General features: G+C 72.6%; 10 protein-coding genes. 4 read left to right on the top strand and 6 right to left on the bottom strand.

Going from position 1 to position 13,734, the window contains the following annotated elements:
• Positions 1–5: 5 nt before the first annotated feature.
• Positions 6–2,888, top strand: a complete 2,883-nt coding sequence (gene gcvP, locus ASG95_RS11220) for an aminomethyl-transferring glycine dehydrogenase (protein ID WP_057377506.1) — start codon at positions 6–8, stop codon at positions 2,886–2,888.
• A gap of 2 nt (positions 2,889–2,890) precedes the next feature.
• Here the strand turns inward: gcvP and ASG95_RS11215 are convergent, their stop codons facing one another.
• Together ASG95_RS11215 and ASG95_RS11210 are read right to left on the bottom strand one after the other, a co-directional pair.
• The gene (locus tag ASG95_RS11215) at positions 2,891–5,992 is read right to left on the bottom strand and encodes an AAA family ATPase (protein WP_057377505.1); all 3,102 of its coding nucleotides are present in this window, start codon (positions 5,990–5,992) and stop codon (positions 2,891–2,893) included.
• A complete protein-coding gene (locus ASG95_RS11210; protein WP_057377504.1) occupies positions 5,989–7,173 on the bottom strand; it encodes an exonuclease SbcCD subunit D in 1,185 nt (394 codons plus the stop codon). Before ASG95_RS11210 ends, ASG95_RS11215 begins: the two co-directional genes overlap by 4 nt.
• A 135-nt stretch (positions 7,174–7,308) precedes the next feature.
• Between ASG95_RS11210 and ASG95_RS11205 the strand changes: the two genes are divergently transcribed.
• From ASG95_RS11205 to ASG95_RS11195, 3 genes are all read left to right on the top strand, one after another.
• Positions 7,309–8,790, top strand: coding sequence for a glutamate-cysteine ligase family protein (locus tag ASG95_RS11205; RefSeq protein ID WP_056920963.1), 1,482 nt, complete (start codon positions 7,309–7,311; stop codon positions 8,788–8,790).
• Between the two features lie 122 nt (positions 8,791–8,912).
• The gene (locus ASG95_RS21620) at positions 8,913–9,458 is read left to right on the top strand and encodes a hypothetical protein (RefSeq protein ID WP_056920964.1); all 546 of its coding nucleotides are present in this window, start codon (positions 8,913–8,915) and stop codon (positions 9,456–9,458) included.
• Positions 9,455–10,096 carry an RES family NAD+ phosphorylase gene (locus ASG95_RS11195; protein WP_162259396.1) on the top strand — a complete coding sequence of 214 codons (642 nt, stop codon included), beginning with the start codon at positions 9,455–9,457 and terminating at the stop codon, positions 10,094–10,096. Before ASG95_RS21620 ends, ASG95_RS11195 begins: the two co-directional genes overlap by 4 nt.
• Here ASG95_RS11195 and ASG95_RS11190 read toward each other — a convergent pair.
• Genes ASG95_RS11190 through ASG95_RS11175 form a run of 4 tightly spaced genes read right to left on the bottom strand, consistent with a single transcriptional unit; the run spans position 10,093 to position 13,722 of the window.
• Positions 10,093–11,061, bottom strand: a complete 969-nt coding sequence (locus ASG95_RS11190; RefSeq protein ID WP_057377502.1) for an ABC transporter ATP-binding protein — start codon at positions 11,059–11,061, stop codon at positions 10,093–10,095. The genes ASG95_RS11195 and ASG95_RS11190 overlap by 4 nt on opposite strands.
• Entirely contained in the window at positions 11,058–11,831 is a 774-nt protein-coding gene (locus ASG95_RS11185) for an ABC transporter ATP-binding protein (protein ID WP_057377501.1), read from the bottom strand. Before ASG95_RS11185 ends, ASG95_RS11190 begins: the two co-directional genes overlap by 4 nt.
• On the bottom strand, positions 11,828–12,712 hold the full coding sequence (locus ASG95_RS11180) for an ABC transporter permease (RefSeq protein WP_057377500.1): 885 nt from the start codon (positions 12,710–12,712) through the stop codon (positions 11,828–11,830). Before ASG95_RS11180 ends, ASG95_RS11185 begins: the two co-directional genes overlap by 4 nt.
• Positions 12,709–13,722: an ABC transporter permease gene (locus tag ASG95_RS11175; protein ID WP_057377499.1), complete on the bottom strand. Its 1,014-nt coding sequence runs from the start codon at positions 13,720–13,722 to the stop codon at positions 12,709–12,711. Before ASG95_RS11175 ends, ASG95_RS11180 begins: the two co-directional genes overlap by 4 nt.
• Between the last annotated feature and the right edge of the window lie 12 nt (positions 13,723–13,734).

Raw genomic sequence — 13,734 nt, 5'->3', positions numbered from 1 at the left:
GCCTCATGTCCGCCCAGTTCACCACCGACCTGCCCGAGTTCGCCGGGCGCCACATCGGTCCGTCCGAGTCCGACGTCGACGCGATGCTCGCCGCAGTCAGGCACTCGTCGCTCGAGGCCCTGGTCGACCACGCCCTCCCGGGCGCCATCCGCACCGACGGTCCGCTGCGGGTCGACCCCGCGGACTCCGAGGCGGCCGTCGTCGAGGAGCTGCGCGGCATCGCCCGGCGCAACCACGTGATGACCTCGATGATCGGGCTGGGCTACTACGGCACCATCACGCCCGCGGTCATCCAGCGCAACGTGCTCGAGAACCCCGCCTGGTACACCGCCTACACGCCCTACCAGCCGGAGATCTCGCAGGGCCGGCTCGAGGCGCTGCTCAACTTCCAGACCGTGGTCAGCGACCTGACCGGCCTGACCACCTCGGGGGCCTCGCTCCTCGACGAGGGGACCGCAGCCGCCGAGGCGATGACCCTGATGCGCCGCTCCAGCAAGGCCGCGGCCGAGGCCGTCCTGCTGGTCGACCGGCACGTCTTCCCCCAGACCCTGGCCGTGATGCAGACGCGGGCCAAGCCGCTCGGCCTGCCGGTCGTGGTGGCCGACCTCGACGGAGTCGACTCCGCCGACGCCCTGCGCGCCGCGGCCGGCGACCGCCCGGTGTTCGGCGTGCTCGTGCAGTACCCGGGGGCCGACGGCGAGCTGCGCGACTGGCGCGCGCTGGCCGCTGCTGCGCACGACGCGGGCGCCCTCGTCACCGCGGCGGCCGACCTGCTGGCCCTGACCCTGGCCACGGCGCCGGGGGAGTGGGGAGCGGACGTCGCGGTCGGCACCACCCAACGCTTCGGCGTGCCGATGGGCTTCGGTGGGCCGCACGCGGGCTACATGAGCGTGCGCCAGGGCCTGGAGCGTTCCCTGCCCGGTCGCCTCGTCGGCGTCAGCGTCGACACCGAGGGAGCACCGGCCTACCGCCTCGCCCTCCAGACGCGAGAGCAGCACATCCGCCGCGAGAAGGCGACGTCGAACATCTGCACCGCCCAGGTGCTCCTCGCCGTGATGGCCTCGATGTATGCCGTCTACCACGGCCCGAGCGGCCTCGCCGCGATCGCGCGGCGGGTCCACGGCCACGCCGTCACCCTCGCCGACGGCCTCACCGCCGCGGGAGCCGATGTGCAGACGTCGGTGTACTTCGACACGGTGACGGTGTCGGTGCCGGGACGGGCCGACGAGGTCCTCAGCCAGGCGGCGCAGCGCGGGGTCAACGTCTGGCGCGTGGACGCCGACCGCGTCTCGATCAGCGTCGACGAGACCACCGACCTGCGCGACCTCGAAGCCGTCTGGAGCGCGTTCGGGGCGACCGGCCCGAGCGAGGTCACGATCGGTGACCTCCAGTGGCCGTCGGAGCTGGTCCGCACCAGCGACTACCTCACCCACCCGGTGTTCAGCAGCCACCACAGCGAGACGTCGATGCTGCGCTACCTGCGCCGGCTCTCCGACCGCGACTTCGCGCTGGACCGCGGCATGATCCCGCTGGGGTCGTGCACCATGAAGCTCAACGCGACCACCGAGATGGTCGCGGTGACCTGGCCCGAGTTCGCCGAGCTGCACCCGTTCGCACCGGCCCACCAGACCGAGGGCATCCGCGGACTCATCGGCGAGCTGTCCGACTGGCTCTGCGAGATCACCGGCTACGACGCCGTGTCCCTCCAGCCGAACGCGGGTTCGCAGGGTGAGTTCGCGGGCCTGCTCGCCATCCACGCCTACCACGAGGCGAACGGCCAGTCGCAGCGCAACATCTGCCTGATCCCGGCCAGTGCCCACGGCACCAACGCCGCGTCCGCGGTGATGGCGGGCATGAAGGTAATCGTCGTCAAGACCGCCGCCGGTGGCGACGTCGACATGGACGACCTCCGGGCCAAGATCGAGCAGCACCGCGACGACCTCGCCGCGATCATGGTCACCTACCCGTCCACGCACGGCGTCTTCGAGGACACCATCACCGAGCTGTGCGCCCTCGTGCACGACGCCGGTGGGCAGGTCTACGTCGACGGGGCCAACCTCAACGCCCTCGTCGGGTTGGCGCGTCCGGGCAAGTTCGGGGCGGACGTCTCGCACCTGAACCTGCACAAGACCTTCTGCATCCCGCACGGCGGCGGTGGCCCCGGGGTCGGCCCGGTCGCAGTGCGGTCGCACCTGGCCCCGCACCTGCCCAACCACCCGCTCGCCGCGGAGGCCGGTCCCGAGGGCGGTGTCGGACCCATCTCCGCCGCCCCCTACGGCTCGGCCAGCATCCTGCCGATCTCGTGGGCCTACGTGCGGCTGATGGGCGGCGCCGGCCTGACCCGGGCCACCCAGGTGGCGGTCCTCAACGCCAACTACATCGCCACCCGGCTGCGCGAGCACTACCCGGTGCTCTACTCCGGCCACGACGGCGTGGTCGCGCACGAGTGCATCCTCGACCTGCGCGACCTCACCCGGCGCAGTGGCGTGACCGTCGACGACGTGGCCAAGCGGCTCATCGACTACGGCTTCCACGCCCCCACCATGTCCTTCCCGGTGGCGGGGACGCTGATGGTCGAACCGACCGAGAGCGAGGACCGCTACGAGATCGACCGGTTCTGCGATGCCATGATCGCCATCCGGCACGAGATCGCCGAGGTCGAGGCCGGTGAGGTCGCGGTCGCCGACAGCATGCTGCGCAACGCGCCCCACACCGCCAAGGCCCTGGCCGGCAAGTGGGAGTACCCCTACGAGCGCTCGGCCGCGGCCTTCCCTGTCGGTGTCGAGGCCGCGGACAAGTACTGGCCGCCGGTGGGTCGTATCGACGGCGCCTACGGCGACCGCAACCTCGTCTGCAGCTGCCCGCCGCCGGAGGCGTTCGAGAGCTGAGGTCAGGCCGCGGGGGCGGACTCGCCGGTGCCTGTCTCGAAGGTGCTGGTCACCTGCACCGACGAGCCGCGCTCGGTCTTGCGGACCACGACCTGGCTCGGGATCCGGGTGCGCAGCTCGGCGACGTGGCTGACCACCCCGACGGCCCGTCCGCCCTCGCGGAGGTCGTCGAGCACGGCCATGACCTGCTCGAGGCTCTCGTCGTCGAGGGTGCCGAAACCCTCGTCGACGAACAGGGTCTGCAGGTCGAAGCCACCGGCCTCCTCGCGGACGGCGTCGGCGAGCCCCAGCGCGAGGGCGAGCGAGGCCATGAACGACTCGCCGCCGGACAAGGACGTCGTCGCCCTCGCCTGACCGGTCCACAGGTCGAGGACCTCGAGGCCCAGACCGCTGCGGGCGCCGCGGGCGGCCAGCCCGTCGGTGTGGCGGAGCTGGTAGCGACCCTCACCCATGTGGGAGAGCCGCTCGTTGGCCAACGTCGCGACCTTCTCGAGCCGCGCGGCCAGCACGAACGCGGACAGGCGCATCCGCAGCTCGTTGCTCGGGCTCGTGCCGGCGACCGTGTCGGCGAGCTCGCGGATGACCCGGTGGTGCGCCTCTGCTTCGGTGATGCGCCCGCACCGGGCACTGATGCTGCCGCGGACGCGGTCGAGGCCGCTGATCGTGCGGCGCACCAGGGTGTCAGCGGCCACGGCAGCCGTGTGGGCGACGTGGGCGGCCTCGCGGGCGGCGGCCAGGGCCGCGAGGTCCACGTCGGCGGACTCGAGCGCCTTCTGGACCTCGGGCTCGGCCAGCGTGGTGCGGGCCACCACGGCCGCTTCGTCGTGAGCCGCGACGGCCGCACGGAGCCGGGCCACCTCGGCGACCGGTAGCTGTCCGGCCCTGGCCTCCGCGGGGCCCGCAAAGCCTGCGGTGCGGAAGGAGTCGTCGGTCGCGGCGACCACCGTGGTCGCGTCACGCTCGGCGCGCTCGAGCTCACCGACCGCGGCGGCGTGGGCCGCGGCGGCCATGACAGCCTGGGCGTGGCGGGCGCTGGTGGCGGACAACCGGTCGGGATCTCGGAGCTGCACCGCGCCCGAGCTGTCCGGCGCGTCGCGGATGCCGGTCTCGGCGCACGGACAGTGCTCAGCGTGCTCGCCGAGCGCCTCGGTCAGGGCGGCGCGGTCCATCTCCAGCTGGCGACCGACGTCGTCGACCCGCAAGGCGAGGGTCGCGCAGGTCTGGCGGTCCTCCGCGAGCGTGGTCGTCAGTGCCTCGACGGACGCAGTCAGGGTGGTCACCCGACGGCGCGCCCGGTCCACGCCGCGCGCGCCCGCGGTGGCCTCGTCGAGGCGCTGGCGGGCCAGCGCGACGGCCGCTTCGAGGGCGGCCCGGTCGCCCGACTCGCCGCCGAGCTGCTCGCGGAGCTGGACCAGGGTGGCTGCGAGGGCTGCTGCGGAGCGTTCGATCGCGGCCAGCTCCTCCGCGGCCCGCTGCCACGCGGCCTCCGCCTCGGAGACCTGCTCCGCCGTGACCAGGTCGGCCGAGGAGGCGAGGTGGGGGTGGTCCTGGGCTCCGCAGACCGGGCACGGCTGGTCGTCCTCGAGCCGGCTGGCCAGCTCGCCGGCCATGGCGTCGAGTCGAGCCTGGCGGCGGTCCTGGTAGAGGTCGCGCAGGTCCTGGGTCGTGGTGCGTTGCGCGGCCAGCGCGGCGTGGCAGGCCGTCTCGCGGTCGAGTGCCTGGTCGAGGCTGCGGCGGGCACCGAGCAGCGTACCGGCGCGCTCCAGTCGGGTCCTCGAGGACTCCAGCTGCGCCGCGCCCTGCTCTGCGGCGGTCAAGGCGGTCGTCGCCTCGACCAGCTCCGTCCGCACCGCGGCCAGACGCTCGGTGGACTGTGCGACGCTGCGGGTCGCGGTGGCCAGCTCGCCCTCGAGCCGCTTGGCCACCTGCTCCCGCTCGTGCACCGCTGACTGGGTGCGCTGCGCGGTCGCCAACGCCTCGGCGCCGGCGTCCAGCCGCTCGATGACCGCTTCGACGGCGGTCGAGCCGCGTCCGTCGAGGGCCCACCGGGCCACGTCGGGCCGGGTCGAGTCCATCCGGCCCCGTGCCGTCTGCAGGGCTGTGGTCACCCGGTCGAGGGCCTTGAGGTCACCTGCGACCGAGGCCGCGCGCTCGGCCAGCTCGATCCGGGCCGCGGCGGCGTCGCGCCGCTCGGCCCCGGCCTCGAGGGCAGTCACGGCTGCCCGTGCGGCGAGCCCGCGCGACCGCCGGGCCACGGTCTCCTGGGCCAGGGCATGGGCCGTCGAGGCGGCTTCGTCAGCCAAGCGCGTCGCGTCGACCGCGGCCAGCCGAGCGGTGGATCCCTCGTCGAGCGCCCGCCGGGCCGCATCGAGGGCCGCCGGGAGCTCGTCGAGCGGCAGGTCGGACCAGTCGCGCGACCCGTCGCCGAGGTCGGGGGCATCGGCCAGCACGTCGGCGAGGACCGCCAGCTCGGCGTTGAGGGAGGCGCGCTCGTCAGCCACGAGGGCGGCAGTTTCCTTGCGCTGCATGGCAAACCAGTCCTCGAGACCCGCGAACGACGACACGTCGAACAGCCGTTCAAGCAGCGACCGGCGCTCCTCGGGGGTGGCTCGCAGGAAGGCGGCGAAGTCGCCCTGGGGGAGGAGCACGACCTTGCTGAACTGCTCGAGACCCATGCCGAGCACGTCCTTGACGACCTCGGCGATCTCATCGTGACGGGTGCTCAGGGCCGCCCACTCGGTGCCACGTCGCTCCCAGAGCACCGCCCTGGCCTGCACCTTGGTCTCGCCCTTGCCCCGGGCCCTGGGACGCAGGAACTCCGGCGAACGCTCGATCTTCAGCCGGCGGCCGCTGGCGGTGAACTCGAGGGTCACCGACGGGACGGTCCCTCGCTCTGCGTGGTCGCTGTGCAGCTGCTTCTTCGAGCGAGCGCCGGGGACGTCGGCATACAGGGCGAACGCCACGGCGTCGAGCAGGCTGGTCTTGCCCGCGCCGGTCGCGCCGCGGATCAGGAAGAGCCCCCCGGCCGAGGCAGCGTCGAGGTCGACCTCGACGGTGGCCGCGAACGGACCGAAGGCGGTCACCTGGAGCCGGTGGAGCCTCACGCGACGCCCCGTTGCCGGGCGGGCAGGGTCAGCGGGAGCTGGCCCTCGTCATCGGCACCGGCACGCTGCACCCGCACGGCCTCCACGCCGGCGGCGAGCACGGCGCGCTCCTCCTCGGACGGTCCGTGGCCGCCCCGGACGTGGCCGAGGAACGAGCAGCACACGTCGAGGTCGGACTCCGCGGCGGTGCGCTGGGTGTAGCTGCGCACGGGCACCGGGGCGCCCTGCGGGTCGAACTGCAGCACCAGGGTGTGGGGGAAGCGCCGTCTGAGCTGCTCCATCGCCCCCAGCGGACGGACCGGGTCGGTCAGGGTCACCTGGCACCAGGCGCGTTCGGCGGGGGTCAGCGCAGGGTCGGTGAGCAGCAGGTCGATGTCGCCGCGCAGGACGGCCAGCGGGCGCTCGACGGGTGCGTCCACGGCCTCGACGCTCACCCTCGACCCGGTGACGTCGACGAGCCAGGACCCCTTGGTGTGACCGGCCTCGCTGAAGGACAGCGGCACCGGTGAGCCGCTGTAGCGCACCGCCTCCCCGACCCGTTGGCGCCCGTGCAGGTGGCCGAGCGCCACGTAGTCGGCGCCGGCGAAGACCTTCGGGTGCACCGCGGAGACGCCACCCACGGAGATGTCCCGTTCGGAGTCGCTGGTCGCCCCGCCGGTGACGAAGGCGTGCGCCATGACGACGGAGGGCCCGCCCCGGGCGGCGCGGTCTGCGTCGACCCTGGCCATCGCGGCGCGCAGCACCCCGGCGTGCGAACGCTCGGAGGCCTCGAGGGGGTCGGCCGCGACCGCCGGCTCCAGGTAGGGCAGGGGGTAGACGGCGACACCGTCGACGACGACGGGCACGCCGATGGACTCGGTCGAGGTGCGGATGTGCAGCCCGGCGCGGGACAGCAGCTCGCTGGCGAACCCGAGGCGGATCGCCGAGTCGTGGTTGCCGCTCGACAGGACCACCGCAGCGCCGGCGTCGATCAGGCGCGTGACGGCGATGGAGAGCAGCTCGACCGTGTCGGGGGAGGGCAGGGCGCGATCGTAGACATCACCCGAGACGAGGACGGCGTCCACCCCCTCCGCCCTGACCGTCTCCACGAGGTGGTCGACGAACGCCGCCTGGGCGCCGAGCAGCCCCACCTGGTGGAAGGAACGCCCCAGGTGCCAGTCGGAGGTGTGGAGGAACCGCACGCCTGCAGGCTAGGAGAGCGGACCGACAGCCGTTGGCAGGCGCGCCCTGCGCATGGTTAGGTCGTCACACATCGACCCATCCTGAGGCAAGGCGCCACACCGGTGTCACGACCAGGCTCAACCGGAGGAGGTTCCGTGGGCGAAGAGGTCAACGCGCAGAGCTATACGCGCGAGCAACGCCAGCGGTACCGCGAGAAGGTCCGGCAGAACCTCGACGTCTTCGAGCGGATGCTGGCCCAGAGCCAGTTCGAGTTCGACCGGCCGATGACCGGCATGGAGATCGAGCTCAACCTCGTCGACGACGCCTACCAGCCCAAGTTCGCCAACGCCGAGGTTCTCGAGGCGATTGCCGACCCCGGCTACCAGACCGAGCTCGCCCAGTACAACATCGAGCTCAACGTCCCGCCCCGCCCGCTCCCGGGCGACTCGGCGATCGAGCTCGAGGACGAGATGCGCGCCTCGCTCAACGCCGCCAGCGCGGCCGCCGAGAAGCGGGGCGCCCACATCGTCGCGGTCGGGATCCTGCCGACGATCATGCCCGAGCACTTCGAGGGTGACTGGATCAGCGCGAACAACCGCTACACCGCGCTCAACGACTCGATCTTCTACGCGCGTGGCGAGGACATCTACCTCGACATCGAGGGGCCGACGGGGGAGCGCATCGCGACCTACTGCGACTCGATCGCCCCCGAGTCCGCCTGCACCAGCGTGCAGCTGCACCTCCAGGTCGCGCCGCAGGACTTCGCCGCACACTGGAACGCCGCGCAGGCGCTGGTCGCGCCGCAGATCGCCCTGGCGGCCAACTCGCCCTACTTCTTCGGCAAGCGGCTGCATGCCGAGACGCGGATCGAGCTGTTCAGCCAGGCCACCGACACCCGCAGCATCGAGCTGAAGAACCAGGGCGTCCGTCCCCGCGTGTTCTTCGGGGAGCGCTGGATCACCTCGATCTTCGACCTGTTCGAGGAGAACGTCCGCTACTTCCCGGCCCTGCTGGCCGAGGTCAGCGACGAGGACCCGGTGGCCATGCTCGACGCCGGTGAGGCTCCCTCGCTGCCCGAGCTGCGGCTGCACAACGGCACCGTCTACCGCTGGAACCGGCCGATCTACGACATCGTCGGCGGCACGCCCCACCTGCGCGTCGAGAACCGCGTCCTGCCGGCCGGCCCGACGCTCGTCGACGTGCTCGCCAACGCGGCCTTCTACTACGGCGTGATCCGCAAGCTCGCGTCCGACGATCGTCCGCTGTGGACGAAGATGAGCTTTGCCGCTGCGGAGCAGAACTTCCACAACGCCGCCCGCGACGGCATCGAGTCGCGGCTCTACTGGCCGGGGTTCGGGGAGGTGCGCGCCGAGGAGCTCGTCCTCCGCCACCTGCTGCCGATGGCTCACGAAGGCCTGGCCGACTGGGGCGTCTCGGAGGCCGTGCGAGACCGCTACCTGTCCGTCATCGAGGGCCGCTGCAAGACCACCACGAACGGCGCGACCTGGCAGACCGATACGGTCGACCGGCTCGAGGCCGGGGGTCTGGACCGTCAGAAGGCGCTGGCCGAGATGCTCAGGCTCTACGCCCAGCACATGCACAGCAACGAACCGGTGCACACCTGGCCACTGCCCTGACACCGGCCGCCGGTCGTGTCGGCGCGGCGCGCTACCCTGTCGGTACACCTTGACGCCCTTGACGCCCTGAGGTCGTCGTGGCCGAGAGCAGCGGGGCGCGAGGCGGACCGGCAGGAGGACTGATGACGGCACGGATCCGCACCACCACGGCGGTCGACGCGCTCACCGAGGCGGTGCGCACCCGGGTGGAGCAGCGTGCCGCCGAGCTGGCGGCCCAGGGGCGCCGGCTCGACCTCGGTGACGTCGAGGCGATCGCCGACCGCATGGTCGCCGCCCTGCCGACGGTGCACCCCCTCGACCAGCCGCTCGGCCCGTTCTACGACACGGCCGGCCTGGTCGCCTGGTTGGGCATCTCCCGTCAGGCGCTCTTCGACCGGGTGCGCCGAGGCACCGTGCTGGCCTGTCGCACCGCCGACGGGCACCTGCTCTACCCGTCGCTCCAGTTCGGCCGCAACGGTGCGGTCCGCCCGGGTGTGCAGGAGGCGGTGGGTGCCTTTGTCCGCAAGGGGGCCGACGGCTGGTCCATCGGTGCCTGGCTCACGACGCCGTCCGCGGTGTTCGACGGCCACAGTGCCGTCGACTACCTCGTGGTGCACCGTTCGTCCCCGACCTCGGTGGCGCGCGTGACGGCAGCCGCCGCCGCGGACGCCAGCCAGTGGGCCGCGTGACGGGCCGAGAGCGGACCGCCCTCGGTCCGCCGCCCGCCTCCGTGGCCGGCTTCCCGGCATACTCCGTCGGCGAGGGCACCGACCTGTTCCGCGCCCACGGGCGCGGCCTGGGCCCGTGGTGGTTCGGGAACGACGGGACCGGTCGGTTCGACCTCCGGACGCCGCGGGGCACCTGCTACGTCGCGCTCGACCCGTTGAGTGCGTTGCGCGAGAGGCTGGGCCCGGTCCTCGGCGGCTCGCAGGCGGTCCCCGAGAGCCTGCTCGAGGAGTCGGTGGTCTCGCGCTTGCGGCTGTCCGCGGCGCGCGACGTCGCCAACACCCAGGACCGCGGTGCGGCAGTGTTCGGGGTGACCCGCGAGCTCGAGTCGACCGTGCCGTATGCCGTGCCGCAGGCCTGGGCGCGCGCCTTCGACGAGGCGGGGTTCGGGGGAGTGCGCTACGGCCCGCGGTTCACGCCGGGCGACTCGAGCGCACTGGCGTTGTTCGACGCCGAGGGAGCTGCGGACTGGCCGGTCGACCCCGATCCCGTTCCGGCGCAGCAGGTTCCGGGCGCTCCCGCGGCCTTGCCGAACCCTCGACGCAGCGACCTCACCGTGGTGCGACCGCCGCGCACGCGCGCCGTCCGCGAGGGCAGCTAGCCGGTGGCAAGGCCCTCGACGGCAAGGTTGTCGGCCTCCTCGGCCCGGTGGCAGGCGACCTCGCGACCGTCGTAGGGGCGCAACACCGGCGCCTCGGTCCGGCACCGGGCCACCGCCAGGGGGCACCGGTCGACGTAAGCGCAGGCCGACGCCGCGCGGGCTCGCTCGGGGGCCCCGGAGCTGACGCGGGTCAGGGGGATGCGCTGGACGCCCAGCTCGGGGACCGCGGCCCGCAGGGCGCGGGTGTACGGGTGTCGCGGACTCGTGAGCACCCTGGCCGTGGGACCGCGCTCCATGACGACCCCGCCGTAGAGCACCACGCTGGTCTCGCACAGCCGGTCCACCACCGCGAGGTTGTGCGAGATAAGCAGGTAGGCCAGCCCCCGCTGCTCACGCAGCCGCTCGACCAGGGCGAGCACCCGGTCCTGAACGGTCACGTCGAGGGCGCTGGTCGGCTCGTCCAGGATGAGGAGCCGTGGCTCGAGGGCCAGGGCGCGAGCGATGAGCACCCGCTGGCGCTGCCCTCCGGAGAGCTGGTGCGGGTAGTGCGTCATGACCTCCTCGGGAAGACCCACCTCGGCAAGCAGGGAGGCTGCTCGCTCCTGTCGCCCGCTGCGTGGGACGCTGCGGTGCACGGCCAGCGGCTCCACGACCTGCGCGAGCACCGGCATCCGCGGGTCGAGGGCGCCGTCACCGTCCTGGAAGACGATCTGCACCTCACGGCGATACCTGGCGAGGTCACGTCCTCGGAGGGCGAGGACGTCGCGGCCGTCGAACGTCACCGAGCCTGCGCTGGCCCGGTGGAGCCGGACGAGGGTGCGGGCGATCGTGGTCTTCCCCGACCCGGACTCGCCGATCAGCCCGACGCCGTAGGGACCGACCGGCACGTCGAGGTCGACGCCGTGGACCACGGGGGTCTGCCCGTACGCGATCCGGAGCCCCTCCACGGACAGCAGCGCGCTCATGTCGTCCTCCGTCCACCGATGACTGGGACTGCCGCCAACAGCTCGGCGGTGTAGGCAGCCTGCGGATCGTGCAGCACCTGGGCCGTGGGGCCGCTCTCCACGACCTGTCCCCGCCGCATCACGATCACGGCGTCGGCGAGCTCGCCGATCACGGCCAGGTCGTGCGAGATGAACATCAGGGCAGTTCCGTGCACGTCCCTGAGCCGACGCAGCACCTCGATGACCTCCGCCTGGACGGTGACGTCCAGGGCGCTGGTCGGCTCGTCCGCGATGACGACCTCCGCGCGAAGGGCCGACACGATGGCGATGGCGAAGCGCTGCGCCTGCCCACCGGACACCTGGTGGGGGTACCGGCCCAGGATCGCGGGGCTGAGCACCACCTCCTCCAGCGCGGCGCTCATGCGTGCCGCCACCTCGCGGCGCGGCACGCCGTGCAGGCGCAGCGTCCGGGCGAACACCGTGCCCAGCCGCATCGTGGGGTTGAGTGCGGCCCGGGGGCTCTGCATGATCATGGCGACCCTGCGACCGCGGATCTGCCGCCACTGCCGTTCCGACTTCCCGAGCAGCTCCTCGCCGTCCAGCGTGATGCTGCCGCTGACCGTGGCACCGGCATACCGGCTCAGGCCCATGACGGCCAGCGCGGTCTGCGACTTGCCCGACCCGCTCTCGCCCGCGACACCGGTCACCGAGCCGGGCTCCAGGTCGAGCTCGGGGACGTGGGCGACGGTGCGGTCGCCGTACTCGACCCGCAGGTCCCTGATCCGGATCATCGGTGTCCTCGTTTCGGGTCCAGCACGGTCTGGAGGCCGTCGCCGATGAAGTTGAAGGCTGCTGCCAGCAGGAGGATGGCCAGACCGGGAAAGGTCACGACCCACCATGCGGTGGTGGCCATCCCCTGGCCCTGGCTCACCATCAGCCCCCACTCCGGGCTCGGGTCCTGGGCTCCGAGCCCGAGGTAGGACAGGGTGGCGGCCGTGAGGATGATGCCTGCCGCGTCGAGCGACATCTGCACGAACACCGACGTCGCGGCGTTGGGCAGCACGTGCCGGGCCAGCTGGCGGACCCAGCCGGCCCCGATGACGCGGGCTGCATCCGCGTAACCCTGGGTCCTGATCGACGCTGCCTGGGCTCGCGCAAGCCGGGCGTACCAGGGCCACCACGTCACGGAGATGGCGACCGCGGCGTGCGAGGCGCTCGGGGTCAGCACGGCGGCCAGCGCGACAGCCAGGAGAAGGGCCGGGAACGCCAGGAAGACATCGGTGACCCGCATGAGCAACGCGTCTGCCTTGCCCCCGACGTACCCGGCGACGAGGCCCACGGTCAGGCCGACCACGCCGGCGACCGTCACGACGAAGAGCGCGATCGCGAGCGAGATGCGACTTCCGTAGAGGACCCGGCTGAGGATGTCTCGACCGATCCCATCGGTGCCGAACCAGTGCTCCGAGCTCGGGGGCAGCAAGGCGGCGGAGGGGTGGGTCGCCGAGATCGCGTCGGCGGGGAAGGGCGCCAACCAGGGGGCCAGCAGGCCTGTGGCAACCATGATCGTCGCCATCACGAGGCCGATGGTCAGCAGGGGCTGCCGCTGGAGGCGGTGCAGCCTCGCGGTGAGGCGGCCCCGAGCCGGGCGGGAGGCGGTGGTGGGCCGGCTCATGACCGCACCCGGGGGTCGACGTAGGCCTGGCACAGGTCGACCAGGAGGTTGAGGGCAACGTAGATGAGAGCGACGAAGAGGGTCACGCCGAGGATGGCGGGGACGTCCAGCGACTGGATGGAGTCGATGGCGTAGCTGCCGAGGCCGGGCCAGTTGAAGACGGACTCGACGATGAAGCTGTTCGTCAGGGAGTAGGCGAACACGAGCGCGACGATGGACAGGATGGGGCTCAGGGAGGGGCGCAGCGCGAACCGGGTGAGCACCGACCGCTCGGAGAAGCCCAGCGCCCGCACCATCCGGACGTGCTCCTCCGCGAGGTTGTCCAGCATGGCGGCCCGGGTCACCATGGCGCACGCACCGACCGGATAGGCCGCGAGCGTGGCCACCGGCAGCGCGAGGTGGTGCAGCCCGCTGAGGAGCACCGGCCAGTTGCCGGTCAGGAGGGCGTCCACCAGCGGGACCTTGACCACCGTGAACAGCGGGCTGGTCGCATCCAGCGCTGGGTCGTACTGACCGGCGACCGGGAACCAGCCGAGCCGCGAGAAGAAGAGCAGCTGGAGCAGCAGGGCCAGCCAGAACACCGGGAAGGAGACCGAGAGGATGGCCACGACCTTGGCGACGACGTCGCCGAGCCGACCCTGGGACCGCGCCGCGAAGATGCCCAGCGGGACCCCGACGAGCACTGCCACGACGATCGCGGCGATGACGAGGACCAGGGTGGTCGGGACCACCCGGACCAGGTCGTCCAGGACCGGCGCCTTCGTGTGGAGGGACGTGCCCCAGTCGCCCCGCAGGACTCCACCGAGGTAGCGCAGGAGCTGTTGGGGCGGTGGGTCGTCCAGGCCGAACTGCCGACGCGCAGCGGCGAGCTCGGCCGGCGTCGCCTTCGGTCCCGCGTAGGCGATCGCCGGGTCGCCCGGCACCAGCCTGGCGATGAGGAAGGTCAGGACCATGACCCCGAAGACGACCGCCACCGCCTGGGCCAGCCGCCCGACCAGGAACTTGACCATGTCGTCACCCCC

Origin of the sequence: Phycicoccus sp. Soil803 (genome assembly GCF_001429685.1) — a bacterium.
Classification (GTDB): Bacteria; Actinomycetota; Actinomycetes; order Actinomycetales; family Dermatophilaceae; genus Pedococcus.
The sequence above is the reverse complement of the archived record's forward strand: the minus strand, read 5'-3'. Positions and strand labels throughout refer to the sequence as shown.